Here is a 26,244-nt window from a genome sequence, read left to right as displayed (position 1 = left end):
GTTTAAATATCCAAATTCCGAACATATCTAGCATGTTCTTGGATAAATTCTCTTCGGGGTTCAACTTTATCTCCCATTAGTGTCTCAAAGATCCCGTCCGCATCAGAGGCATCTTGTAAACTAACTTGTAATAATGTTCTACTTTCTGGATCCATCGTCGTTTCCCATAATTGGGTTGGGTTCATCTCTCCTAAACCTTTATAACGTTGGATTGTGGGTTCAGGTCGATTACCTAATTCTGTTTTTATCTTTTCTAATTCTCTATCACTATAAGCGTATCGAACTGTTTTTCCTTGTTGGATTTTATATAAAGGTGGTTGAGCAATATATACATAGCCATTTTCAATCAATTCTTTCATATACCTGAAAAAGAAAGTTAAAAGTAGTGTGCGTATATGGGCACCGTCTACGTCAGCATCTGTCATAATAATGATTTTATGGTACCTTGCTTTGGAAATATCAAAATCATCACCTATTCCAGTACCTAACGCCGTAATCATTGCTCTAATCTCTTCATTTGCAAAAATCTTATCTAATCTAGCTTTCTCTACATTGATAATCTTTCCTCGTAGAGGTAGGATTGCTTGAAAATGACGATCTCGACCTTGTTTTGCAGAACCACCAGCTGAATCACCTTCTACGAGATATAATTCACTAATCGCTGCATCCTTACTAGAACAATCAGCTAATTTCCCAGGTAATGAACTAACTTCCAGTGCATTTTTCCTTCTTGTTAGCTCTCTTGCTTTTCTAGCAGCATCACGGGCTCTCGCAGCAAGAAGTGCTTTTTCAATCACCTTTTTTGCTACAGATGGATTTTCATCTAGAAAAGTGGCAAATTTCTCAGCAAATAGAGATTCAGTAATCCCCCTTACTTCACTGTTCCCTAGCTTTGTCTTGGTCTGACCTTCAAATTGAGGATTTGGGATCTTTACACTAATAACTGCAGTTAACCCTTCTCTGGCATCATCACCAGTTAAATTTGCATCTTGATCTTTTAGTAAATTATTCTTTCTAGCATAGTCATTTAGTACACGGGTTAGAGCGCTTTTAAATCCCGATTCATGGGTTCCCCCTTCATGGGTGTTGATATTATTTGCAAAGGACAAAATGTTACTAGAATAGCTGTCATTGTATTGTAGGGAAATTTCTATTTCAATTTGATCTTTTGATCCTTCTACATAAATTGGATGGGGATGAAGAACTTCTTTATTTTTATTGAGAAACTCAACAAATGAATTGATTCCACCATCATATTTAAAAGATTCCTGTTTATTTTCGTTTCTTTCATCAATAAGGTCTATACGAATCCCTTTATTTAAAAAGGCAAGCTCCCTGATTCGGGTTTTTAAGGTATCATAATTAAATTCGGTTGTTTCTTGAAATATTTCAGGATCTGGTTTAAAAGTTACTGTTGTTCCTGTTTCGTTTGTTTCTCCTATTACTTTTAAGTCAAATTCTGGAATTCCACGGTGATAGCGTTGTAAATGGATCTTTCCCTCTCTTTTTACTTCTACTTCTAACCATTCTGAAAGAGCATTTACTACTGAAACCCCAACACCATGTAATCCACCAGAAACCTTATAACCTTCACCACCAAATTTACCACCAGCATGTAATACAGTTAATGCTACTTCTACTGCTGGCCGTCCCATCTTAGGATGAATTCCAACAGGAATACCCCTACCATTATCTATAACTGTTACACTATTATCTTGATGTACAACCACAGTAATATGATTACAGTATCCTGCAAGAGCTTCATCAATACTATTATCGACAACTTCCCATACTAAATGGTGCAATCCTCTTTCACTTGTTGACCCTATATACATCCCAGGTCTTTTACGAACTGCTTCCAAACCTTCTAAGACCTGAATTTGACTTTCATCATAATTATGTTGTTGTTTTGTTAGCATTTGCACACCTTCCATTCTTACTACCTATTTTTCTTTAATCGTCACTTTTGTGGGTTTTCTTAATGAGGTTAAAAGATCGTGTTTGCTCTTTTTAATAACGTTAAAGAAGAAATAGGAGAGTAATACATTTTATCTGCCGTGACCACAAGGGATTTACTTCCTTCAGTTGTTATTTTAACCACATTGTTTTTATTCTCTACTTGTGCAATAAAGGAATGAAGTTTTTTCTTTCTTTTAGCAAAATGACTAATATCTAAGATTGCCACAATTTCTTTTGTCTTGACAACTATATCTCCACCAATATGCATAAACATAAGGTTTCACCTCGATTCTTAGGAAATAAGACCTTGTTCCACATAAAAGATAGAAGAACGTTTTAATGTATTGATGTTAATTCCTTCTGTACTTGTTGTTGTAATCATGGTTTGCACTTTATTTTCAATCGTTTGAATTAATTGAGTTTGTCTTTTTTGATCTAATTCTGAAAGAACATCATCCAATAATAAAACAGGGTATTCTCCTATTTCATCATGAATCAGTTCTATTTCTGCTAATTTGAGAGACAAAGCGGTGGTACGTTGCTGGCCTTGTGAACCAAAGGACTGAACATCAATTTGATTGATAGAAAAATATAAATCATCACGATGTGGACCAATCAGACTAGTCCCCCGAAAAAGTTCTTGTTTTCTTATTTTTTGTAATCTTAAAGTGAACTGATCACTCATATCTTGTACATCAATATTACCTAATTCTAAAGGAAATGAAGGTTTATAAAGGATAGATAACTCTTCATTTTGATCAGTAATTCCTGCATGGATTTCTTTAGCCCATTTTTCTAAGTGTCTCAAAAAATACAATCTTTTGGAAATGACTTTTGAACCATATTCAACTAATTGTTGATCCCAAATTTCCAATAACTCTAATTTATTCTTTTCATTCTTGGTAAAATCCTTTAATAAATTATTTCTTTGTTGAATGATTTTTTGATATTGGGATAAATGGTATAGATAGGAAGGACTAACTTGTCCAATTTCAACATCGAGGAATTTCCTACGATATTGAGGACTTCCTTTTACTAATGTCAAATCCTCTGGTGCAAACATAATTACATTGAATGCACCTATATAATCACTTAATTTACGTTGTTCTAATTGATTGATTTTTGCCTTTTTCCCTTTAGAAGTTAGCTGCATTTCCAATTTTAATGAGTTTCTTCTTGTTTGAATCGTTCCTTTAATAACAGAAAAAGATTGGCCCCATTGGACCAATTCCTTTTCTTTTGAAGTTCGGTGGGATTTAGCTAAAGCTAAGACATAGATCGCTTCTAAGATATTTGTTTTACCTTGAGCATTATCCCCCTGAAAAATATTGATTTGATGGTCAAAATGAAGATTTAAATCTTGATAATTACGGAAATTTTTTAATTGGAGATGCTCAACAAACATCACATCTTCTCCCTTAAGATGAATATTTGATCTGAAATTTACCAATTTGTTCAATGGAAATTATATCATCAGGATGTAATTTCCGACCTCGTCTTGTTTCTTTTTCTCCGTTTACCTTAACTTGATGTTCCATTAAAAATATTTTTGCATGGCCACCTGATTGAATCACATCGACCATTTTAAGAAACTGTCCTAAAGTTATATATTCGGTATCAATCAATACCTCATTCATCACAACTTTCTCCTTTAATAAGTTCTTACTGGCAAAATGAGTTGTAAAATTCGATGATGTTCAATTGGCTTAATCACGAATGGACTTAATGCGCCTGTAAATTCAATTTGAACTTCTTCACTGTCAATCGCTCTTAAAGCATCTAGCATATATTTTGCATTAAAGGAAATTTTGACTGGCTCACCTTCTATATTTTTTATTTGTAATTGATCAGTAACATTTCCAACCTCAGGTGAATTAGAAGAAACTTCGATTAAAAGATTCTCTATATTTGTAAACTTAACGATATTATTTTTACCATCTCTAGCTAATAAAGAAGCTCTTTCAATTGATTCTAATAATTTTTTCGTTTGAATAATAATCTTTGTTTTATATTTATCTGGAATAATTCTAGAAGTATCAGGATAAGTACCATCCAATAATCTTGATAAAAATAAAACATGATTCATTTTGATTAAAATTTGATTTTCATTGACGATGATTTCAACAGGTGTCTGAGTATCATCAAGAATTTTACTTAATTCACTTAGAGATCTACCTGGAATCACTACATTTTGAAAAGATAGGTTTGTTAAGCTTTCAACCGTGGCTTCTCTAACAGCTAAACGATGGGAATCAGTTGCAGTAAATTTTAAAACCTGGTTTTCTAGATTCCATAACACACCTGTTAAAATGGGTCGACTTTCTATGGTTGAAACAGCAAATTGAGTTTGGCGAATCATCATTTTTAAAAGATCGCTAGGAATCGTAAATACATGTTCTTCTTCGTCGATGATTTGTGGTAAGTTTGGATATTCATCAGCATCAAAACCATTAAGTCGAAATTCAGAAGAACCTGATTTAATTATTATTGTAAAATGATCAATCACTTCAAATTCAATCATTTCTCCTGGTAACTTTTTAACAATCTCCAAAATATATTTTGCTGGGACTACAATTTTGCCTGGTATAATCAATTGTACCCATTCTTCTCCATTTTCCACTAGAGGAATAAGAACTTGAATAGAAATATCAGAATCACTACCAGTAATGATTAAACCCTTTGTTCCAATATCAAATTTGATTCCTGTCAAAATTGGAATTGTTGTCTTTGATGAAACAGCTTTTTGAACATGCTGAAGTGCATTAACCAACTGATTTTTATGAACAAAAAATGCATGATTACCCTCCATCATTGGAATATATGGCCTTCATTATACATATATTTATTAATTTATAAAAAATAGTAGTTATAGTAATAATACTTGTGAATATGTGAATAATTGAAATAAGGCTAACGAAATTAAAGAAATCAACATGTGGATAAGCTGTAAATAAATCTGTCATATTTATTCACAGCATAACATAAACTAATTAGTTATGGTTTTTAATTTTTTCAATTAAATTGGTTATCGTTTTTTCTAAGTCTGGATCTGTTTTTAATTGTGTAGATACTTTTTCATAAGCATGAATCACAGTAGAATGATCTCTACCTCCAAATTCTTCTCCTATTTTGGGTAGAGAATAGTCTGTGAGTTCTCTAGTCAAGTACATTGCTATTTGTCTAGGAAAAGCTACAGCTTTTGTTCGTTTTTTGCCTTTAAATCTTCTAATTTCAGACTAAAATGCTCAGCTGTATTTTTTTGAATGTCATGAATTGTAATGACTTTAGGCTTAGTGGAAGGAATAATGTCCTTTAATGCCTCAGAAGCTAAGTCAACACTCATATCTTTGTTGATCAAGGATGAGTATGCAACAACACGAATCAAAGCTCCTTCTAACTCACGGATATTTGTATTGATCTGATTAGCAATATAGATCATGACTTCATTAGGAATATCTAAATTCTCTGCCTTTGCTTTTTTTCTAAGAATTGCAATCCTTGTTTCTAAATCCGGTGGCTGAATATCAGTAATTAAACCCCATTCAAATCTAGAACGAAGACGATCTTCTAAAGTAGGGATTTCTTTTGGAGTTCGATCGCTAGAAATAATAATTTGTTTACTTGCTTCATGCAAAGCATTAAAAGTATGGAAAAATTCTTCTTGTGTTGATTCTTTTCCAGCTAGAAATTGAATATCGTCAATAAGTAAAATATCAATATTTCGATACTTGTTGCGAAATTCAATGGTTTTATTATCACGTATCGAGTTAATAAATTCATTTGTAAATTTTTCTGATGAAATATATAACACTTTAGCTTTTTCATTATGCTGAACAACATAGTGCCCAATTGCATGCATTAAATGAGTTTTCCCTAATCCTACTCCGCCATATATAAATAAAGGATTATATGCTTTAGCAGGAGCTTCAGCAACTGCGAGTGATGCTGCATGGGCAAAGCGGTTTCCAGCCCCAATCACAAAGGTATCAAATGTATATTTTGGGTTTAATAAGGATTTTGTATGGGCATCCTCTTCATCAAAATTTGAAGGTTTTACTTCTTTAGGTGTCGGAGATACTTGATCTAGATGAATATCAGATGCAGATGGTGGAATAATAAACTTAATATTTAGTTTTTCACCGATTACTTCAAACAAGGTATCTTGGATCAGACCAGAGTACCTAGACTCCAACCAGTCCCTAGCAAACTCATTTGGAGCAATAATTGTGAGATCATTATTGATTAAAGAAGAGATTTGTGTTGATTTTAGCCAAGTTTCAAAGCTAGGTTTACTTAATTTTGTTTCAATTATAGATAAGGCCTTCTGCCATAAACTACTTAATTGCTCCACGATGTCCCTCCTCTGTATTTCTTTTTTCCACAGAGTATTATGAATAAATGTGGATAAAAATAATGTCGTAAGAGCACAAAAATTTGCGATATAAGTAAAAAATAATCACAAGATGTGAATAAAAAATCCACAACCATGGATAACTGTCCACAATTTTATCCACAGATTGTGAATATGTATTTTATCAAAGGTAAATATCCACTAGATATATTAACACAATAATATCAGATAAAACCTAGATAATCAATGGTCTTATCCAACTTATCCACAATCACAATAATTAGTGGATAGCGGTTATTCACAACACAATATTTTGTGGATAAGCTGTGTGAAAAATGTCGAATAAGAACATGTGGATAATTTTACTTATCGACATGAAGAAATAAAAATCCTATTCTTGACAAATCTCTTTTATAGTTGATAAACTATTTAAGAATGTCTTTCATGAATTTTGATCCTCAAGGGGAGGTGTTATAGATGAAACCAACATTTCAACCAAATGTTCGTAAAAGAAGTAAAGTACATGGGTTCCGTAAAAGAATGAGCACTAAAAATGGCCGTAAGGTTTTAGCTGCACGTCGTAGAAAAGGAAGAAAAGTATTATCTGCATAATAGGCCACAGATTAGTGGCCTTTTTTCAATTGAAAGAAAATATGTTTACGTTACTTTATCGAAAGATTAGTTTAATTTAAGATTCAGAATGTGTTAGAATAGGTTTATTATGAGGAATAATTACCCATACTTTCACTTAGTTATATCTTGTTTTGTGAACGTATTCATCTATTTGTATGGGGGTTTCTTTATTTTGCAAAAAGAGCTACGCTTAAAAAAAAGAGAAGATTTTAAAAAAGTATATACATATGGAAGATCTGTTTCTAATCGTGAATTGGTATTATACATGATGGATCAACCCAAGGCTGAACCTTATCGTTTTGGTATCTCGGTGAGTAAAAAGGTTGGTAATGCCGTGATCAGGAATCGGGTTAAACGTTTAATAAAAGAAGCCATTCGTTCCCTTTTGTTAAAATATGAAATAAAAAAGAAAAAGGATTATATTATTATTGCAAGGATTCCAGCGGCTCAGATGGATCTTCCCCATTTTGAGAGAAGTCTTAAACATTTATTTAAAAAAATGAAAATCATTGAAACAAATGATTAAATCATTTATTTATATCATTGATGTATCTCAGTTAGGAGGGTTTAACAGGTGAAAAAGTTACTTTTGATTCTCATTCGTTTCTATCGAAAATTTATTTCACCAATGAAACCGCCTACTTGTCGTTTTGCCCCGACATGCTCTCACTATGCATTAGAAGCAATTGAGATACACGGAGCACTTAAGGGTAGTTGGTTATCTGCAAAAAGAATTGCAAAATGCCATCCTTTACATCCAGGTGGATATGATCCGGTACCTAAAAAGGAAAATAATTAGAGGAGGAGTTATCTTGCGGAAACGCACATATATCATTTTATTATTGGTTGTAATAGCTATATTTAGTACTGGTTGTTCTGCTAAACCGGGTACCCAAATAGATCCTGCTAACGGAATTTGGGATAAATATTTTGTCTATCCATTATCTATTACCATAGATTTTTTTGCTAAGATATTATTTAATAACTATGGTTTAGCTATCATTGTAACAACCATTTTAATTCGTTTTTTGGTGCTTCCTCTAATGATTACTCAAATTAGAAGTACTAAGAAAATGCAGGATTTACAACCTGAAATCACAAAGATTAGAGAAAAATATAAAGATAATGCCCAAAAAATACAGGAAGAAACAATGAAACTCTTCCAAAAACATAATGTAAATCCTTTATCGGGTTGCTTACCTATATTTATTCAGATGCCGATTTTAATTGCCTTTTATCATGCGATTAGCAGGAATGCCTTTATTGCTGAGCATGATTTCTTATGGGTTTCCCTTGGAACACCTGATCCTTACTATATTTTTCCAATTCTTGCAGCGATTACAACTTATTTACAAATTAAAATGACGTCAACGAGTGTTGCCGTAACTCCACAAGCTGCCCAACAGCAGAAAATTATGGCCGTTGTGATGCCTGCCATGATCTTATTTATTGGAATTTCATTACCAGCTGCATTAGCACTATATTGGGTAATTGGTAATATTTTTTCCATTGCACAGACCAAATTGATCTATAGAACCACCAAGTAAAAATTTAATAGGGGGCAATTAGTATGGAAAAAGTAATAGCTACCGGTAAAACTGTGGAAGAAGCAGTTCAATCAGCCCTCAGACAACTAGGTACGACAGAAGATAGGGTTAAGGTAAAAGTTTTAGAACAACCAAGCAAAAAGCTATTTGGATTAATTGGAAAAAATGCGGTAGTAGAAGTAGAATTGTTTCCAGAACAGGTAGATCCTTTAGAGGAAGCGAAAAAGTTTTTATTTGATGTATTTAAATCAATGAATTTGAAAGTCCAAATTGAACAATTTAATCAGGCTGATTATACTGTCCTTAATTTTGTAGGAAAAGATCTAGGAATACTAATTGGTAGAAGAGGACAAACATTAGACTCCCTACAATATTTGGTTAACATTGTTGCTAATCGGAAGGTAGATCATAATCGATTGCGTATTGTGTTAGACGCTGAAAATTACCGTTCAAGAAGAAAGGCAACATTAGAAGAACTAGCAAATAGATTAGCTGAAAAAGTGATAAGAACAGGCAAAGAAGTTGTTCTTGAACCAATGACACCTTCTGAAAGGAAGATCATTCATACTAAATTACAAGACCATCCAAAGGTTCAAACTTATAGTCAAGGAGAGGAACCAAATCGTAAGGTTGTTATTACTAGAAAATAGTTTTAATTGATCCCTGTTATTAACTTTTGTTAGTAACAGGGATTTTTTTTGCGAAAAAATCTATTTTATTGAGACCTCACAAAAGTAATCGAATACACTTCGAAGGAAGACGTTACTTTTGTGGGTTATCTTAAAAAGAGGAAGAAGAGATGTGGATAACATTAAATTTTATTTAATTGGGCATACTACATAATAATTTTGTTATAAACATGTGGATAAATATTTTTGTTTTTGTTCTTTTATTCAAAATATGGTATTCTACTTTTTTAGAAGATATAGATACTGAGGTGGTCATCGATGGATTTTGATACAATAGCTGCAATATCTACCGCGTTAGGAGAAGGTGGAATTGCAATTGTTCGTGTAAGTGGGAATGAAGCGATTGATATTGTAGATCGTTTATATAGAGGGAGAAAAAAGTTATCCACTGTGGATAGTCACACTATCCATTATGGGAAACTGATTGATAAATGTGGACAAGTGATAGACGAAGTGATGGTAACAGTGATGAGGGCTCCAAGAACATACACAAAAGAGGATGTAGTTGAAGTAAATTGTCATGGTGGTTTAGTATCAGTTCGAAGGGTTTTAGATGCGATTTTAGAAGAAGGAGCAAGATTGGCTGAACCAGGAGAATTAACAAAAAGGGCATTTCTAAATGGAAGAATTGATTTATCTCAAGCAGAGGCAGTGATTGATTTAATTCGATCAAAAACAGATAAAGCTATGCAGTTAGCTCTAAAACAAGTAGAAGGTAAATTGTCTAGAAAAATTAAGGAATTACGGCAAACTTTATTAGAGGTACTAGCTCATATTGAAGTAACAATAGACTATCCTGAACATGATGTTGAATCTGTTACTCATGAATTATTGCTTTCAAAAACAAAAGAGGTGAAAAAAGAGATAAATTATTTATTGGATACTGCTTCTCAAGGGAAAATACTGCGTGAAGGATTATCAACTGTTATTATTGGTAGACCTAATGTAGGTAAATCTTCACTATTAAATACATTGATTCATGAAAATAAGGCCATTGTTACTGAAATAGCTGGAACAACCAGAGATATCATTGAAGAGTACATTAATATTAAGGGAGTTCCTCTTAAATTAGTTGACACTGCAGGGATTAGAGAAACAGAAGATCTTGTAGAGAAAATCGGTGTGGAAAGATCAAGAAAGGCATTAGAAGAAGCAGATTTAGTTCTACTTGTTCTAAACTTTAACCAAGAATTATCTGAAGATGATTTACGATTGATGGAATTAGTTCAAGGACTTCATGTGATTGTGATTATCAATAAAACAGATTTACCACAAAAGATAGATTTGGATTTAGTAAAACAGAAAATACCAGATGCAAGAATGATTTTGATGTCTGTTATCAAAGAACAAGGTATTGATCAGTTAGAAGAAACGATAAGTGAACTATTTTTTGCAGGCCAAATTCAAACAGAGGATTTAACTTATGTATCAAATGCAAGACATATTTCATTATTAAAAAGGGCTTTACAAAGTATAGAAGATGCCATACATTCTATTGAAGATTGGCTACCAATTGATATGATAGCAATAGATGTAAAAAATGCTTGGGATCTGTTAGGTGAAATTATTGGAGAAGCGGTTAGTGAAGATTTAATAGATCAAATCTTTTCGCAATTCTGTGTTGGAAAATAAAGATGACATTCATTGGAGGAATGAAGATGGGATATAAAGCTGGTGAATTTGGCTGCATTGTAGTAGGTGCAGGACATGCAGGTGTAGAAGCTGCACTAGCAGCTGCCAGAATGGGAGTAGAAACTTTATTACTGACCATTAGTTTAGATACGATTGCTTTTATGCCTTGTAACCCATCTATTGGCGGGCCAGCAAAAGGACATGTTGTTAGAGAAATCGATGCCTTGGGTGGTGAAATGGGAAGGAATATTGATAAAACATATTTGCAGATGAGGATGCTAAATACCGGAAAAGGTCCTGCTGTCCATGCATTGCGCGCTCAAGCAGATAAGTTCGAATACCAAAAAGAGATGAAAAAAACGTTAGAAACGACCCCTCACTTAACTTTAAAACAAACGATGGTAGAAAAGCTTATCATTGAAGATCAAGTGGTAAAAGGGGTAATCACCCGAACTGGTGCAGAATATTATAGTCAAACCGTTGTATTAACAACAGGGACTTATTTAAGGGGTAGAATTATTTTAGGTGATCTGATCTATGAAAGTGGTCCAAATAATCAACAACCATCTGTTAAATTATCTGAACACTTAAGAGAAATAGGTTTTGAACTCGTCAGATTTAAGACTGGGACTCCTCCAAGGGTTGATCGAGATTCAATTGATTTTTCCAAAATGGAAATTCAACCAGGAGATGAAGAGCCTAGAGCTTTTTCTTTTGATACAACTGAATATCGTTTAGATCAAATTCCATGTTGGTTAACCTATACCAATTTTCTAACTCATTCGATCATCAATAATAATCTACACCGGGCCCCGATGTTTTCCGGAGTCATTGAAGGTACCGGCCCAAGATATTGTCCTTCTATTGAGGACAAAGTAGTACGTTTTAATGATAAACCACGCCACCAAATTTTCTTGGAACCTGAAGGGGAACATACAAATGAGATGTATGTTCAAGGACTTTCTACGAGTTTACCAGAGGAAGTTCAGATTGATATGCTACGAACGATTCCTGGTTTAGAAAACGCAGAGATCATGCGGGCTGGGTACGCAATTGAATATGATGTAATCGTACCTACTCAATTATGGCCAACCTTAGAGACGAAAAAGATTAAGAATTTATTTACAGCTGGACAATTAAATGGAACCTCTGGGTATGAAGAAGCTGCAGGTCAGGGTCTTATGGCTGGTATCAATGCTGCATGCAGGGTATTAGGAAAAGATCCAGTCGTATTGGATCGTTCTCAAGCTTATATCGGGGTGCTTATTGATGATTTGGTTACAAAGGGTACCAATGAACCTTATCGACTATTAACTTCAAGGGCAGAATACCGTTTGTTGTTGCGTCATGATAACGCAGATCTAAGACTTCGAGAAATAGGGTATCAACTAGGTTTGATCGATGATGAGCGATATCAACGTTTTCTTGATAAAAAAGAGAAAATTGAACAAGAGATCAATCGCTTAAAAACGGAAAAGATCAGACCTTCAGAAGAGGTTCAAGTGATGATGAAAGAGGTAGGAACTTCTGAATTAAACAATGCTGTTGAATTGGCTACATTGCTTAGAAGACCTGAAATTACTTACGAAATCATCGAAAAACTCTCACCCAGTCCTGTGGAATTATCTGCTGAAATGAAGGAACAGGTTGAAATTCAAATAAAATACTCGGGTTATATTGAGAAACAACTGTTACTTGTAGAGAAAATGAAAAAGGTTGAGGCAAAGAAAATACCAGAATGGTTAGATTATAATAAAATAAGTGGTCTTTCTATGGAAGCAAGAGAAAAGTTAAATAAAATTCAACCTATGAATATTGGCCAGGCCTCTAGAATATCTGGTGTTAGCCCTGCAGATATTTCGATTTTATTAGTCTATATTGAACAGGGGAAATAAGATGGAAATGGATATGATAGAAAAATTAAACGAAAGATTGCGATCCTATCAGATTGATTGTACAGACAGTCAATTACAGCAATTTGCAACCTACTATGATTTATTAATAGATTGGAACAAAAAAATGAATCTTACAGCAATTACTGACCCAGAGGAAGTAATCGTTAAGCATTTTTTTGATTCAATTACTCCTGCTTTCTTTTATCCTTTTTCTCAACAAAGAATGATTGATATTGGTGCTGGGGCAGGTTTTCCAAGCATTCCTTTAAAAATTTGTTTTCCTGATTTAAAATTAACGTTATTAGATTCTTTAAATAAACGAATTACTTTTCTACAACATCTTATTGAGACCCTTAACCTTAAAAATGTTGATTTTATTCATGGTAGAGCTGAGGAAATAGCTAGGAAATCAGATCTTAGGGAATCATTTGATATAGCAATCTCTAGAGCAGTTGCAAAACTTAATGTGCTTGCAGAATTATCTTTACCCTTTATTAAGTTAAAGGGATCGATGATTGCCTTAAAAGGGGCTAGAGCAAATGAAGAAATTGCTGAAGCCCAAAAGGCAATACAACTCTTAGGCGGAGTTTTTGTTAAAGAACATAATTTTGATTTACCTGAACATTTTGGTGAAAGGACAATTATTATCATCAATAAAACAAAATCTACTCCTATTAAATACCCTAGAAAATCAGGAACCCCTAATCGTGAGCCAATACAGTGAAAATGTTTCACGTGAAACAAATTCTTTTTTAAATCGTGCAGGAATTTTAAAATAGAAAGAGAATACATATGATTGAATGTTAAAGTAGGTGGTGTGGTCAAATGAAAGACCATTTTTCTCGTCTTTTTGGATTGCAAGATCGTGGAAATGATGAAGTAAAGCAAATTCCTGTGGATCAAATCGTTCCTAATCCTTATCAACCCAGGTCCTTGTTTGATGAAGATCGAATTGAGGAATTAAGCCAAACCATTAAAATTCATGGAGTCATCCAACCCATTGTTGTGCGTCCTCGTGATGGTATGTATGAAATCATTGCTGGTGAAAGAAGATGGCGAGCAGTCAAGAGACTAGAACTTCAAACAATTCCAGCAATTATTAAAGATTTTAATGATGCTCAATCTGCATCAATCGCTTTAATCGAAAACCTCCAACGTGAAGGGTTAACAGCAATTGAGGAAGCAGTAGCATATCAAAAATTAATGGAATTACATGGACTAACACAAGAAAGTTTGGCTCAAAGATTAGGGAAAGGACAATCTACGATAGCAAATAAAATAAGATTATTAAATTTATCTCAGACTGTTCAAGATGCTCTAATGGGAAGAAAAATCACCGAAAGGCATGCTAGAGCTTTATTATCATTGCCTGATCAATCTATTCAGGAAAAATTGCTACAAGAGATCATAGAAAAAGAGTTAAATGTAAAACAAACCGAAACAAGGATTAAACAAATCATTGAAAAATTGACGGGTGAAAGCAAACCAAAAACTAAAAAATTGCTTTTTCAAGAGATATGCGAATTGCTATGAATACAATTAGACAATCTGTAGATATGGTTTTAAAAACAGGAATGGATATTATTACAGATGAAAAAGATCATGATGAATATTATGAATTTATTATCAAAATTCCAAAAAAATAAAGTAATCAACTGACATTTATTAGGCGGCAAGTATTTTTGCCGCTTATTCATGTTAAAAAAGATCTTCAAAATCCCTATTCACAAACAAATAAATAAGATAAAATATTAAATGCACTTTATGATGTTTGTTCCAAGTAATATCACCAATAAGGCAGCAAGAATGACATGTGTTTTCGTTATAAGTGAGGTGAAGTAAAATGGGGAAAATTATTGCCATCGCAAATCAAAAAGGTGGAGTAGGAAAAACGACTACTTCGGTTAATTTAAGTGCAAGCTTGGCTAAATTAGGGAAGAAAGTTTTGTTAGTGGATATTGACCCCCAAGGTAATACTACGAGTGGAATAGGTATTAACAAAGCTGATGTAGAGTATTGTATTTACGATATCCTTATCAATGATATTTCTCCTAAAGATGCGATATATCCTACAGAAATTGAGGGTTTGGAACTTATACCTGCAACGATTCAATTAGCCGGGGCAGAGATAGAATTAGTTCCTACCATTTCTAGAGAGGTTAGGTTAAAGCGTGCTTTACATATTGTAAGGGATAAATATGATTACGTCATTATTGATTGTCCACCTTCATTAGGGATTTTAACTGTTAATTCCTTAACAGCTGCTGATTCTGTATTAATTCCGATCCAATGTGAGTACTATGCATTAGAAGGATTAAGCCAGCTATTAAATACAATTCGATTAGTTCAAAAGCATCTAAATACAGATTTAATGATCGAAGGGGTTCTTTTGACGATGTTTGATGCAAGAACAAACCTAAGCATCCAAGTGGTTGAAGAAGTTAAAAAATATTTCCAAGATAAGGTATATTCAACCATCATACCTAGGAATGTTCGGCTTAGTGAGGCGCCAAGTCATGGTCAATCTATTGTTACCTATGATCCAAAATCAAAAGGTGCTGAGGTCTATATCGATTTAGCAAAGGAAGTGGCTGAATATGAGTAAACGCCTTGGAAGAGGATTAGACGCTTTAATTCCGTCACTTAATATTGATGAAAAAGATCAAATTTCTGAATTGGAAGTAGCTAAAATCAGACCAAATCCCTATCAACCAAGAAAGAATTTTGACGATGGTCAATTATCTGAACTGATGGACTCTATTAAAGAGCATGGTGTGATTCAACCGATCGTTGTGAGAAAATCACTTAATGGGTACGAAATTGTTGCTGGTGAAAGAAGATGGCGTGCAACCAAAGCTTTAAATTTAGAGAAGATTCCAGTGGTAATTAAGGAATTTTCTGATCAGCAAGTAATGGAGATTGCTTTAATTGAAAACTTACAACGGGAAAATTTAAACCCAATCGAAATTGCCAATGCTTACGCAAAACTCATGCAACAGTTCAACTTAACTCAAGAAGAATTAGCGGCAAAAGTAGGAAAAAGCCGACCGAACGTAGCAAATTTTATGAGACTTCTTCAACTACCCGATGAAATACAATCTCAGGTTGGTAATGGTAACCTTTCTATGGGACATGCAAGGGCATTAATTTCCTTAGATCATCCAGAACAACAGAAATTTTTATGTAATAAGGTGATTACTGAAAACTGGAGTGTACGAACACTTGAAGAAAAAATAAAATCTTTAAAAGAAAATGTTTCACGTGAAACAACGAAAAAAAGGAAACAATTAATCCTATCTATAAACAATTGGAGGACCAATTGCGTAATCGGTTTAAAACTGCAGTAAAAATTAAAACGGGGAAAAATAAAGGGAAGATAGAAATTGAATATTTTAATCAAAGCGATTTAAACCGAATACTGGAGATGCTAGGTATAGAAGAATAACCTCCATCAAGGCAACCAATGAAAGGTTGTCTTTATCTTTAACTGATCCATTTAAATAGGGATGTGAAAAAAATGATTTATTTTGATCATGCGGCGTCTTCATGGCCAAAACCAGAGCAAGTCATTTTTACCTTAACTCAATTTCTTCGTGAAAATGGTGCTAATCCTGGCAGAGGGAATCATAAGATGGCAGCTATTGCATCTGAAGCGATTTATGCAACTAGAGTAAAAATAGCTAAACTATTAAATGTACAAAACCCTAACCAAATTGTTTTCTTTATGAATACAACTCAAGCATTAAATCAAGCAATAAAAGGGTTTCTTAAAAAGGGTGATCATGTTATAACAAGTCATCTAGAGCATAATTCAGTAAGAAGACCGTTAGAATACCTAAGAAAAGAATTAGGTATTGAAATTACTTATGTAAAACCAAATGAACAAAGCAAACTTCAGTTAAAGGAAATAGAGAATGCCATTCAATCAAACACAAGATTATTCGTCTTCTCCCATGCTTCTAATGTTTTAGGAACGATTCAACCGATTAAGGAGATTGGAGCCATAGCAAAGAAAAATGGAATAGCCTTTTTAGTTGATGCAGCACAAACCGTGGGTAGGTATCAGATTGATGTGAAGGAAATGAATATAGATCTATTGGCTTTTCCCGGTCATAAGGCATTACTTGGTCCACAAGGAGTAGGGGGATTATATATCAATCCAAGTATAGAACTATCTCCTTTGATTCATGGTGGAACAGGAAATCAATCAGAAAAAATCGACCAACCCAAAGCCAGCCCTAACCGTTATGAATCAGGGACACTTAATACAGTCGGAATTGTTGGTTTAGGAGCAGGTATCGATTATATTGAACAACAAGGTATCGAAAAGTTAAAGAACAGAGAATGGCAGTTAACACAATATTTATTGAAGGGCTTAGAGCAAATTCCACAAGTGAAATGGTATGGGCCAGATCTACATATAGAAAGGGTTCCTGTTGTAAGCCTTCAGATAGAAGGGCATGACTCTAATGAAGTTGCTACAGTTTTAGATAGTCATTATCAGATCGCTGTCAGAAGCGGTTTTCATTGTGCACCATTAGCCCATGAAATTTGTCATACAGAAAGTAGTGGCTTAGTGAGGGTAAGTTTAGGACACACAAATACGGAAAAAGAAATAGATACGCTTTTAAATGCATTAAAAGAAATCATTTCTTTGATGATGTGAGGTAGGAAAAAATGGTCTTACAAGGTACATTAGTGAACACGATTGCCATTATCTTTGGTGGAATGATCGGTGCGTTTTTACCAAATATTCCTTTAAAGATGAGAGATACAGTTATGCAAGGTTTAGGATTAGCTGTTATCATTCAGGGAATCTTAATGGGATTAAAAACGGAGAATTTTTTACTTGTTATTCTTAGTTTAGTGCTTGGTGGCGTATTAGGGGAAATTTTAAAGATTGATGATAAACTAGATCAACTTGGTCACTGGTTAGAACGGAAACTAGGTGGGTCGAAAAAGGGAAATATTTCGAATGCTTTTGTAACAGCTACACTGGTTTATACAATAGGGGCAATGGCCATACTTGGGTCTTTAAATAGTGGTCTAAATCTTGACCATCGCTTATTATATTTAAAAGCAATGTTAGATGGCTTTTCTGCAATTATCTTTGCTTCCACCTTAGGATTTGGGGTTGTATTTTCAGCAGTTCCTGTCTTGATATACCAAGGAATGATCGCATTATTAGCAAAATATATCCACTTACTTTTTAGTCAAGAATTACTAGATACAATGATTGTGGAAATTACTGCAACTGGAGGAATATTAATTATTGCGATTGCGATTAATATTTTAGAATTGAAGAAAATTAATGTAGCTAATATGTTGCCAGCAATCATTATTGCACCAATCGGAGTCATTTTGGTTCAATGGATTTCTAAGTTATTTTAACCGCATGGAAAGTTTATATTTATGTGAAAGGAAGAATGAATAGTGGATATCGTTTCACAATATATCGATGAAATCATCTTATTGCTCGGATTATTAGCTATAATTTTATTGATATGGAATATAACGATTAGTTTTAAATTAAAAAACTTAAAAAAACGCTTCTTACGTTTTAGTAGGGGCGGCAGTGTAAATAATTTAGAACAAATGATTGAGAACTTTTCATCTGACATGGATGAGATAAAAGAAATTATTGCCCAAAACAGAAAACAACTTCATCTTATTTTGGAAAAACTAACAAATATAAAGGGACAAGTTGGAATCATTCGCTATAATGCATTTGGTGAACAAGGAAATGACTTAAGTTTTTCAATCGCTATTTTAGATGAAAAGAAGAACGGTATCGTTATAACAAGTATTTATAATAGAGGTGAGTCAAACACCTATGCTAAACCTATAGAGGCTGGAGAATCAAGGTACCAACTTTCGAAAGAGGAAATTCTGGCAATAGAGAGAGCAACTAAATAATGATGGATAGGAAACGGTTGATATTTATTGTTAATCCATTATACCCCGGCCATGCAATGCAAATTGCAAAGGAGATGAAAGAAAATCTCAATGTGAAAATGATTGTTGCATAAAGCATTAAAGCGAATATTAGAAAAGGAAAGCATTGCACGTGATGTGAATGGCAAAAGAGCCTAAATCGTTTTGATTTAAGGCTCTTTTCTTACATATGATCAACAAATCCAATTGATGGGCTTCGATATGTGGCTGAATTTTGGTTCCAGCAAGTCGTGTTGGTAATCGCATGGGTAATAAGATCTGCCATTTTCATGACTATACTAAGCCTAGTATTTTGTAAAACAAAATATTCCATAAATCCGCCTACATTAACAATTCCAGTAATGTGGAAATGTCCGATCTCAGGTAAATTTTTTTGCACTCCTGCGCCTGGTTTTAATGGACCATTTACTACTTGAATCGTACCCACACTTGTTAATTGTCCTAGACTAGCATCGATCGCGATGATACCAGAATCAGGATAATGGTTTTGGATGATGTCTATCGTATCTTGTAGGTTTAAAGCATGAACTGGTTCATCTAATGTCCCGAAAACCCTTTTAGTAGAGTCATACAACCTCAATTGTGATCCCACCAAAGGCCCAAGAGAATCACCTGTAGAACGGTCAGTACCAATGCATACCACGACCCAATGTTGGTAATCATATTGGTCAATCATATATTGTATACGGTTAGTAAGGAAATGAAGTGCTTGTGGGTCAGAATAGTCAATCACATATTTAGAACATTGATTGTTTTTAAATAGATTCATAGAAGCCTCCATAAAAATAGTATTACTAGTATATGTAGAAAGGGTTAGAAATATACATAGGACAGGAAGCTATTTGAGGGGTGAATCACTTGCAGAAAAAGATGTGGAATGGTTTAAAAATAGGTTTAACAATTATGGGTACGACCATAGGCGCAGGATTTGCTTCAGGGCGTGAGATTTGGGAGTTCTTTACTTCTTATGGAAGGCAGAGTATCTTTGGACTATTGATTGCCTTAACCTTATTTTCGTTAAGTAGCATCTTTATTCTTTGGATGAGTTGGCGCCATCAAACAGAGAATTATTATGATATTCTGGTATTATTACTAGGAAATACACTTAGCAGGTTATTTGATACCCTTATTTTTTTGTATTTAGTTTCGGGATCAATCATTATGTTGGCTGGAAGCGGTGCAACATTTGTACAATGGAACTTACCTTTTATTTTAGGAGTAGGTATCGTAAGTATTGCAATATGGCTAGTGCTAATTAAGGGAGTTCGTGGCCTGATCAACTTAAACAGTATTCTAATGCCAATTAAAACAGTGATTATTCTAGCGATCGGTTTATTATATATATCTAGAAATCCTTCACTTTCAGGGCCTTTTACTCGTCACTATTTAGAAGTTTGGCCATCTGCGATAACGTATGTTGCTTTTAATATGATCTCTCTATTAGGAGTCTTATCTACAATGGGAAAGAGGATAGAAACAAAAGGAGAAATCATCTTTGGAGGAATAACCAGTATCATTGGGTTGGGCTTAGTAGCGATGATGATCAATCTATCACTATTAAGGGTACCCCATGTTGAACAATATGATATTCCACTATTCGCATTAATCCCAACCAACCAAACTGTTTTATTACTTATTGTAAGTATGATTTTATGGTTAGCCATCTATACGACAGCTTTGTCAAATATCCATGCATTAGTCTATCGCATCCAAAATAAGATAAACCTTTCAACTGGAAAGATCAGTTTTGGCTTAATTCTTTTCATTATTCCCTTTACTTTTATTGGTTTTGCTAATTTAGTGAAAGTTTTATATCCTTTGTATGGTGTATTAAATTTGTATGTCTTATCTATATTGATTCTCTATCCTTTTCAAAAAACAAGGTAAATAATATAATGAAAAGAAATATAATTAATCTCCCAAATGGTGATCAAAATGGCGATGAAAGAGCAAAAAAATTGGTTTTAGTTGCTAATCACGTAAGTATTTTAGATCCAGTTTATATTGGCCTGGATTTTAAGAAAATTAGGTGCATTTCCTGTTAAAAGGGATCAGAAAGGGTATTATCAAATGTAAAACAAGAGATCAATCATATGGCAAAACAATCAAAATAATATTTTAAAGAAGGAGAGATCTATTTGAGATTCGGATTTTCGCTAAGTCAATTAGATGGAATCGATATAAGATCATTTTGGGAAACGATCAGAATGAAGCTATTAGATATCGATTTGTGGATTGATATTTTCTGGACTTTTGTTCAGATTCTTTTTATTTGGATTTTAGCAAAGCTTTTAATCAAGTTAACAGGAAAGATTATAGAAAAGTTTATGATTAGAAAACCTAGATCAAGTTTTAAAGTAGATGAAAGAAGAACAAAAACATTAGGAATTCTAATACAAAATATTGTAAAATATGCCATTAATTTCTTGGCTATTCTCATGATTTTGGAAAAGGTCGGATTTAATTTAGGGCCAATTCTAGCAGGAGCTGGAATATTAGGACTAGCTATCGGCTTTGGTGCTCAAAGTTTAGTAAAAGATGTGATTACAGGCTTTTTTATCATATTTGAAGACCAATTCGCTGTTGGTGATTATATTGCAACGGGGAATTTTTCTGGAACCGTTGAGGAAATAGGGTTACGCATAACAAAGATTCGCAACTGGACGGGAGAACTTCATATTATTCCCAATGGAACCATTTCTGAAGTGACAAACTATTCAACACATAATTCAGTCGCTGTCGTTGATGTTGGTATAGCATACGAAGAAGAAATTGATCATGTGATTTCTGTATTGGAAAAATTATTAGCAAATACGTATAAAGAAATGAACGAAATGATCAAACCACCAGAAATTCTTGGAGTTCAAGATTTAGGGCCATCAGAAGTTGTCATTCGTGTCATTGCTGAAACCAAACCCATGAATCATTTTGCTGTCGCTCGTAAATTAAGGGCAAAAATTAAAAATGGATTTGACCAAGCAGGGATTGAAATTCCTTATCCAAGATTAGTCACTTTTCAAAAAACAAAGGGGTGAACTAAAATGGAAAAGAAACAATTTGATTTAAACGATATCGTAGAAATGAAGAAACCACATCCTTGTGGAACCAATGCATGGAAAGTGATCCGAATGGGGATGGATATACGAATTAAATGTACAGGCTGTAATCATAGTGTGCTCATCCCACGTAGAGAGTTTGAGAGAAAATTAAAAAAGGTGCTTCAAAAGGGAGAAAAAGAGGAGTAAGTAAAGACGAGTAAGTGAAGGGGAGAAGAGAAAGATGGAAAAACAGTGGAAAACAGCTTGTCCCTTAAATTGTTTTGATGTTTGCGGATTTATTGTAACAACTGAAAACAACCAAGTAGTTCGTATCGAAGGCGACCCTGATCATCCAATTACGAAGGGGAACATTTGTGGTCGGGGGAAGATGATTAAAGATCGAATTTATGATAAAAGAAGAATCTTATTTCCGCTTAAGAAGGTTAATGGTGAATTTATTCGTATTTCTTGGGAGCAAGCATTAAATGAAATCAGTGAGAAAATGCTCCAAATAAAAAAGGAATATGGACCAACAGCCATTCTTCATAGTTATGATTATTCCTCAGGCGGTTTATTAAAGGAATTAGACAAACGTTTCTTTAATTATTTTGGTGGTATGACAGAAACCGTTGGTAGTCTTTGTTGGGGGGCTGGAATCCAGGCTCAAACTTATGATTTTGGGAATTCATTAAGTCATGCTATTGAGGATGTGTTCAATGCCAAAACAATCGTGGTTTGGGGTAGGAATGTTACATCGACAAATATGCATCTTTATTCCTTTATTCAAGAGGCAAAAAGTAATGGTACTTCATTGATCGTCATAGATCCACTTAAAAATGGGATTGCTAAGAAAGCAGATCTGCATGTTCCTATTCGTCCTGGAATGGATGGGATGTTAGCATTCACCTTGAGTAAAATTATCATCGACAATGGCTGGCATGACAAAGAATTTATCCAACAACATACAATAGGTTTTGAACACTTTGTAAAAGAAATTCAAACCATCGATATTGAATACATTTCCAAGGAAATAAATGTCGATATAGAGATGATCCAAAAATTAGCTTATGTATATACTCAACAAAAGCCAGTGATGACGTTTCTTGGTTTAGGCATGCAAAGATATGCAAATGGGGGAAATACCATTCGAGCGATTGATGCATTAGTTGCTTTATCCGGTAATATTGGTATATCTGGTGGAGGGGTTAACTATGCAAATTTAGCTGTGGGTAGAAGCTTTAACTGGGCAGAATTACTTGAAGAAGAGAAAAGGGAAGCGTATCGTACCTTCACAAGACCTACACAGGCAGAAGAAATTTTAGCTGCCAATGATCCACCTATTAAGATGATGTTTATTACAAGAAGCAATGTAGTTACTCAATTACCACAAACAGCTCGTACAATGGAAGCTCTGAATAAAGTAGAAATCAAAGTTGTAATTGATATGTTTATGACTGATACTGCGAAAATGGCAGATTATATTCTTCCTTCCACATTTGTTTTTGAAGAGGAGGACATTTATTATGGATCGATGTTCCATCGAGTGATGAGATATGGTCCAAAATTGATTGATCCACCTGGTGAAGCTTGGGCCGACCTAAAGATTTGGACAGAATTGGCCAAAAAATTAAGGCTTGAAGGCTTTGAAAAAACGATTGAAGAATATTTTGAAATTGCACTTCAATCATTAAATGACTATGGAATCGATCTAAAAACATTAAAAGAAAAACAACAAATTGAATTACCTATTCCAGCGATTCCATGGGAGAGTAAAGTATTTGCTACACCTTCAGGAAAGTTTGAGTTTTATTCAGAACAAGCAGAACAAGAAGGATTACCTGCAACGGCAAAAATAATCTATCCAAATGATAGTGTGCAATTACAACCAAAGTTAAAAGAAAAATACCCTTATCATTTGCTAACTATTCATCCTAATCGATCATTACATTCGCAACATCAATTTTTGTTGTATAAGAAAGGAAACAAACCTTTCGTTATGGTTTCAAAAGAAATTGCAGCAAATCGTCATCTAAAAAATGGTGATCCCGTATCAGTCTATAATGACCGTGGAAAAATTGAAGGATTAGTAAAGATTCAAGAGGGTTATCATAGGGACACAATCATGATCGAAGAAGGATATTGGTATGAATTAGGTGGACATGTAAATCAATTAACCTCGAATGGAAAATCCGATATGGGCAATGGTAGCATCTTATATGATTGTGCAGTGATGATAGAGAAAATAGGGTAAGAAAATTTTTATAACACGTAAATGAAGTAATCCGTCATACATCGGTTTAAGATAGGATTACTTTTTTTATATCAAATTGTATTATCATATTATTTAGAACTTTCAGAATCTTTTGTTGACTTTTTGCATAAGATAACGATATATTTAATTCAAAGTAATTATTTTACAAGGAGGTGGTTCTAGGTAAGAGTGCGGTAGTTTGGCCTTATTTATAGACATATAGAACAAAAAGAGATGGAGATTAAAGAGGGAGGTAAGGGTGAATGAAAAATCAGGATCAAATCGATTACACTGCCATTTCAAAATCAGAGACGTTCAAAGAACTGATGAATAAAAAGAAAAAATTTATTGTTCCATTATCTATTTTCTTCTTTATTTTTTATTTTACATTACCGATTATGACCGCCTATTCTAAAGTGCTCAACACCCCTGCGCTAGGAGCCATTACATGGGCTTGGGTTTTTGCTTTTGCCCAATTTGTGATGACTTGGACTTTAGTCACGATTTACGCAAGAAAAGCGACACAATTTGATGATAATGTGAATCGAATCTTAGATAAAGTCTTGAAAAGGGGTGGAATGTAGTGAATACAACAGCATTTGTTCTCTTTTTAGTGATTGTCGGGATTACGCTCGTGATAACCTATTATGCTTCTAAGAGAACCAAAACAACGAGTGAATTCTACACAGCTGGTGGGGGACTAACGGGTTGGCAAAATGGTCTTGCGATTGCAGGTGACTATATGTCTGCGGCTTCCTTTCTAGGAATCGCCGGAGCCATTGCCTTAGGAGGATTTGATGGATTTTTCTATAGTATCGGTTATTTGGTTGCTTATCTGGTTGTTCTTTATATTGTAGCAGAGCCACTACGTAACTTAGGAAAATACACCATGGCAGATATGATTGCAGCACGTTTTAATGATCGTAAAGTACGTGGTTTTGCGGCCTTAAATACCATCTCTATCTCAATTTTCTATATGATTGCTCAATTGGTTGGTGCTGGTGGGTTAATTCATCTGCTTTTAGGACTTAATTATTCTACTTCTGTTCTTATCGTTGGAATACTAATGACCATTTATGTTGTATTTGGCGGAATGCATGCCACTAGCTGGGTACAAATTACAAAGGCTGTGCTTTTAATGGCAGGTACCTTTATTATCTCTTTGATCGTATATGCTAAATTTAACTTTAGCTTCACTAATATGTTTGAACACATGAAAACAGCTACTCCATTAGGGGAAATCTTTTTAAATCCGGGTAATAAGTTTAAGGATCCTATCGATGTTATTTCTTTAAATATGGCATTAGTGTTAGGAACAGCAGGACTTCCTCATATTTTAATTCGCTTTTTTACCGTAAAAGATGCACCTACTGCTCGTAAATCCGTCGTTTATGCGACTTGGTTAATCGGTATCTTCTATGTCATGACGATGTTCCTTGGTTTTGGTGCTGCAGCATTTGTAGGCCATGACAATATCGTTGCTGCTGATAAAGGAGGCAATATGGCTGCTCCATTATTAGCGGAAGTACTTGGAGGAAGCTTCTTATTTGCCTTTGTTTCCGCTGTAGCCTTTGCAACGATCTTAGCGGTTGTCTCTGGCTTAGTTCTATCAGCGGCCTCAGCTTTTGCTCATGATTTTTATGGTCATATCATTCGCCGTGGCCAAGCAACAGAGAAGGAACAGATGTTGGCTGCTCGCTATGCATCGATCGGTGTGGCAGTACTTTCAATTCTTTTAGCATTTTTTGCTCAATCCCTAAACGTATCGTTCTTGGTTGCTTTGGCATTTGCTGTAGCTGCAAGCTCAAACGTACCGGTTATTATCTTTACGATTTATTGGAGAAGATTTAATACAACTGGGGCAGTTACAGGGATGATCGTTGGTTTATTAAGTGCATTACTCTTAATCGCTATCGGACCAAATATATGGAATCCAGAGGCTGGGAAAGCCATTTTGGTAGGGCACCCAATTTTTCCATTAGCTAACCCTGGTATTGTTTCCATTCCTTTAGGCTTTATTGGCGCTTTCTTAGGTACCATCTTATCTTCTAAGAAGGAAGATCCAGCGAAGTATGATGAGATCTTGGTTAAAGCGAATACAGGAATTCATTTAGGAAATGTAGTAGAAAAAGTGGTGGACAAAAAAGTAGGTTAAATCCACAGACTTATATATGGAATCGCTTTCAAAACCATCTTCACTATGATGAAGGTGGTTTTTGATTTGCTTTTTTATAAGAGTGGACTTAAGGCATACTTTTTTTTATACTTAAGAAGTATATATGAAGCATCCTTAC

24 protein-coding genes and 3 pseudogenes are annotated in these 26,244 nt (G+C 34.2%); 20 read left to right on the top strand and 7 right to left on the bottom strand.

Annotation, left to right across the window (positions count from 1 at the left end):
• Positions 1-2 precede the first annotated feature (2 nt).
• From gyrB to dnaA, 6 genes and pseudogenes are all read right to left on the bottom strand, one after another.
• Positions 3-1,919, bottom strand: a complete 1,917-nt coding sequence (gene gyrB, locus U473_RS12665; protein WP_153012053.1) for a DNA topoisomerase (ATP-hydrolyzing) subunit B — start codon at positions 1,917-1,919, stop codon at positions 3-5.
• Positions 1,920-1,987: 68 nt separating this feature from the next.
• Positions 1,988-2,233, bottom strand: a complete 246-nt coding sequence (remB, locus tag U473_RS12660) for an extracellular matrix regulator RemB (RefSeq protein WP_068726962.1) — start codon at positions 2,231-2,233, stop codon at positions 1,988-1,990.
• A gap of 18 nt (positions 2,234-2,251) precedes the next feature.
• Entirely contained in the window at positions 2,252-3,364 is a 1,113-nt protein-coding gene (gene recF / locus U473_RS12655; protein WP_068726960.1) for a DNA replication/repair protein RecF, read from the bottom strand.
• Between the two features lie 13 nt (positions 3,365-3,377).
• A complete protein-coding gene (yaaA, locus tag U473_RS12650) occupies positions 3,378-3,596 on the bottom strand; it encodes a S4 domain-containing protein YaaA (RefSeq protein ID WP_068726957.1) in 219 nt (72 codons plus the stop codon).
• Between the two features lie 14 nt (positions 3,597-3,610).
• Positions 3,611-4,768 carry a DNA polymerase III subunit beta gene (gene dnaN / locus U473_RS12645; RefSeq protein ID WP_068727691.1) on the bottom strand — a complete coding sequence of 386 codons (1,158 nt, stop codon included), beginning with the start codon at positions 4,766-4,768 and terminating at the stop codon, positions 3,611-3,613.
• 181 nt (positions 4,769-4,949) lie between these two features.
• Positions 4,950-6,310 (bottom strand): annotated as a pseudogene (dnaA, locus tag U473_RS12640) (chromosomal replication initiator protein DnaA).
• Between the two features lie 477 nt (positions 6,311-6,787).
• Here dnaA and rpmH point away from each other — a divergent pair.
• From rpmH to U473_RS12570, 14 genes and pseudogenes are all read left to right on the top strand, one after another.
• Positions 6,788-6,922, top strand: coding sequence for a 50S ribosomal protein L34 (rpmH, locus tag U473_RS12635; protein WP_068726955.1), 135 nt, complete (start codon positions 6,788-6,790; stop codon positions 6,920-6,922).
• Between the two features lie 193 nt (positions 6,923-7,115).
• On the top strand, positions 7,116-7,469 hold the full coding sequence (rnpA, locus tag U473_RS12630) for a ribonuclease P protein component (protein WP_068726952.1): 354 nt from the start codon (positions 7,116-7,118) through the stop codon (positions 7,467-7,469).
• A gap of 48 nt (positions 7,470-7,517) precedes the next feature.
• Positions 7,518-7,742, top strand: coding sequence for a membrane protein insertion efficiency factor YidD (gene yidD, locus U473_RS12625; RefSeq protein ID WP_068726949.1), 225 nt, complete (start codon positions 7,518-7,520; stop codon positions 7,740-7,742).
• 13 nt (positions 7,743-7,755) lie between these two features.
• Positions 7,756-8,490 carry a membrane protein insertase YidC gene (gene yidC / locus U473_RS12620; protein ID WP_068726947.1) on the top strand — a complete coding sequence of 245 codons (735 nt, stop codon included), beginning with the start codon at positions 7,756-7,758 and terminating at the stop codon, positions 8,488-8,490.
• Positions 8,491-8,513: 23 nt separating this feature from the next.
• Positions 8,514-9,140 carry an RNA-binding cell elongation regulator Jag/EloR gene (gene jag, locus U473_RS12615; RefSeq protein ID WP_068726944.1) on the top strand — a complete coding sequence of 209 codons (627 nt, stop codon included), beginning with the start codon at positions 8,514-8,516 and terminating at the stop codon, positions 9,138-9,140.
• A 297-nt stretch (positions 9,141-9,437) separates the two neighbouring features.
• The gene (gene mnmE, locus U473_RS12610) at positions 9,438-10,811 is read left to right on the top strand and encodes a tRNA uridine-5-carboxymethylaminomethyl(34) synthesis GTPase MnmE (RefSeq protein WP_068726942.1); all 1,374 of its coding nucleotides are present in this window, start codon (positions 9,438-9,440) and stop codon (positions 10,809-10,811) included.
• 26 nt (positions 10,812-10,837) lie between these two features.
• Positions 10,838-12,706, top strand: coding sequence for a tRNA uridine-5-carboxymethylaminomethyl(34) synthesis enzyme MnmG (gene mnmG / locus U473_RS12605; RefSeq protein ID WP_068726940.1), 1,869 nt, complete (start codon positions 10,838-10,840; stop codon positions 12,704-12,706).
• Positions 12,707-12,713: 7 nt separating this feature from the next.
• Positions 12,714-13,430, top strand: a complete 717-nt coding sequence (rsmG, locus tag U473_RS12600) for a 16S rRNA (guanine(527)-N(7))-methyltransferase RsmG (RefSeq protein ID WP_068727689.1) — start codon at positions 12,714-12,716, stop codon at positions 13,428-13,430.
• Positions 13,431-13,531: 101 nt separating this feature from the next.
• Positions 13,532-14,352, top strand: a pseudogene (gene noc / locus U473_RS12595) (nucleoid occlusion protein).
• A gap of 197 nt (positions 14,353-14,549) precedes the next feature.
• On the top strand, positions 14,550-15,311 hold the full coding sequence (locus U473_RS12590) for a ParA family protein (protein WP_068726938.1): 762 nt from the start codon (positions 14,550-14,552) through the stop codon (positions 15,309-15,311).
• A pseudogene (locus U473_RS12585) lies at positions 15,304-16,151 on the top strand (ParB/RepB/Spo0J family partition protein). Before U473_RS12590 ends, U473_RS12585 begins: the two are co-directional and overlap by 8 nt.
• Positions 16,152-16,223: 72 nt before the next feature.
• Entirely contained in the window at positions 16,224-17,372 is a 1,149-nt protein-coding gene (locus tag U473_RS12580) for an aminotransferase class V-fold PLP-dependent enzyme (protein ID WP_068726933.1), read from the top strand.
• Positions 17,373-17,383: 11 nt separating this feature from the next.
• Positions 17,384-18,097: a DUF554 domain-containing protein gene (locus U473_RS12575; RefSeq protein WP_068726930.1), complete on the top strand. Its 714-nt coding sequence runs from the start codon at positions 17,384-17,386 to the stop codon at positions 18,095-18,097.
• A 42-nt stretch (positions 18,098-18,139) separates the two neighbouring features.
• Positions 18,140-18,622: a DUF4446 family protein gene (locus U473_RS12570; RefSeq protein WP_161937336.1), complete on the top strand. Its 483-nt coding sequence runs from the start codon at positions 18,140-18,142 to the stop codon at positions 18,620-18,622.
• Between the two features lie 202 nt (positions 18,623-18,824).
• On the opposite strand, the gene yyaC is transcribed toward U473_RS12570, so the two are convergent.
• Entirely contained in the window at positions 18,825-19,430 is a 606-nt protein-coding gene (gene yyaC, locus U473_RS12565) for a spore protease YyaC (RefSeq protein WP_235589122.1), read from the bottom strand.
• 89 nt (positions 19,431-19,519) lie between these two features.
• Here yyaC and U473_RS12560 point away from each other — a divergent pair, with 89 nt between their 5' ends.
• From U473_RS12560 to U473_RS12535, 6 genes are all read left to right on the top strand, one after another.
• Positions 19,520-20,548, top strand: a complete 1,029-nt coding sequence (locus U473_RS12560; protein ID WP_068726923.1) for a YkvI family membrane protein — start codon at positions 19,520-19,522, stop codon at positions 20,546-20,548.
• Between the two features lie 251 nt (positions 20,549-20,799).
• Positions 20,800-21,696, top strand: a complete 897-nt coding sequence (locus U473_RS12555) for a mechanosensitive ion channel family protein (RefSeq protein ID WP_235589121.1) — start codon at positions 20,800-20,802, stop codon at positions 21,694-21,696.
• A 6-nt stretch (positions 21,697-21,702) separates the two neighbouring features.
• A complete protein-coding gene (locus U473_RS12550; RefSeq protein ID WP_068726921.1) occupies positions 21,703-21,906 on the top strand; it encodes a DUF951 domain-containing protein in 204 nt (67 codons plus the stop codon).
• A gap of 34 nt (positions 21,907-21,940) precedes the next feature.
• On the top strand, positions 21,941-23,950 hold the full coding sequence (locus U473_RS12545; RefSeq protein ID WP_068726919.1) for a molybdopterin-containing oxidoreductase family protein: 2,010 nt from the start codon (positions 21,941-21,943) through the stop codon (positions 23,948-23,950).
• Positions 23,951-24,213: 263 nt separating this feature from the next.
• Positions 24,214-24,534: a DUF485 domain-containing protein gene (locus U473_RS12540; RefSeq protein WP_068726917.1), complete on the top strand. Its 321-nt coding sequence runs from the start codon at positions 24,214-24,216 to the stop codon at positions 24,532-24,534.
• Positions 24,534-26,105: a solute symporter family protein gene (locus tag U473_RS12535; protein WP_068726915.1), complete on the top strand. Its 1,572-nt coding sequence runs from the start codon at positions 24,534-24,536 to the stop codon at positions 26,103-26,105. The genes U473_RS12540 and U473_RS12535 overlap by 1 nt, the downstream gene beginning before the upstream one ends.
• Positions 26,106-26,244: the final 139 nt, after the last annotated feature.

This window comes from Tepidibacillus decaturensis (assembly GCF_001561915.1).
Lineage (GTDB): Bacteria > Bacillota > Bacilli > Tepidibacillales > Tepidibacillaceae > Tepidibacillus_B > Tepidibacillus_B infernus.
Note: the sequence above shows the minus strand (reverse complement) of the source record. Positions and strands in the feature narration are given on the sequence as shown.

Coding starts and splice junctions, on each gene's coding strand:
- rsmG (WP_068727689.1), top strand. CDS start 12,714: ATGGATATGATAGAAAAATTAAACGAAAGATTGCGATCCTATCAGATT.
- remB (WP_068726962.1), bottom strand. CDS start 2,233: ATGTTTATGCATATTGGTGGAGATATAGTTGTCAAGACAAAAGAAATT.
- recF (WP_068726960.1), bottom strand. CDS start 3,364: ATGTTTGTTGAGCATCTCCAATTAAAAAATTTCCGTAATTATCAAGAT.
- gyrB (WP_153012053.1), bottom strand. CDS start 1,919: ATGCTAACAAAACAACAACATAATTATGATGAAAGTCAAATTCAGGTC.
- mnmG (WP_068726940.1), top strand. CDS start 10,838: ATGGGATATAAAGCTGGTGAATTTGGCTGCATTGTAGTAGGTGCAGGA.
- U473_RS12580 (WP_068726933.1), top strand. CDS start 16,224: ATGATTTATTTTGATCATGCGGCGTCTTCATGGCCAAAACCAGAGCAA.
- mnmE (WP_068726942.1), top strand. CDS start 9,438: ATGGATTTTGATACAATAGCTGCAATATCTACCGCGTTAGGAGAAGGT.
- U473_RS12575 (WP_068726930.1), top strand. CDS start 17,384: ATGGTCTTACAAGGTACATTAGTGAACACGATTGCCATTATCTTTGGT.
- jag (WP_068726944.1), top strand. CDS start 8,514: ATGGAAAAAGTAATAGCTACCGGTAAAACTGTGGAAGAAGCAGTTCAA.
- U473_RS12590 (WP_068726938.1), top strand. CDS start 14,550: ATGGGGAAAATTATTGCCATCGCAAATCAAAAAGGTGGAGTAGGAAAA.
- U473_RS12545 (WP_068726919.1), top strand. CDS start 21,941: ATGGAAAAACAGTGGAAAACAGCTTGTCCCTTAAATTGTTTTGATGTT.
- yaaA (WP_068726957.1), bottom strand. CDS start 3,596: ATGAATGAGGTATTGATTGATACCGAATATATAACTTTAGGACAGTTT.
- U473_RS12550 (WP_068726921.1), top strand. CDS start 21,703: ATGGAAAAGAAACAATTTGATTTAAACGATATCGTAGAAATGAAGAAA.
- dnaN (WP_068727691.1), bottom strand. CDS start 4,768: ATGGAGGGTAATCATGCATTTTTTGTTCATAAAAATCAGTTGGTTAAT.
- rpmH (WP_068726955.1), top strand. CDS start 6,788: ATGAAACCAACATTTCAACCAAATGTTCGTAAAAGAAGTAAAGTACAT.
- yyaC (WP_235589122.1), bottom strand. CDS start 19,430: ATGAATCTATTTAAAAACAATCAATGTTCTAAATATGTGATTGACTAT.
- U473_RS12540 (WP_068726917.1), top strand. CDS start 24,214: ATGAAAAATCAGGATCAAATCGATTACACTGCCATTTCAAAATCAGAG.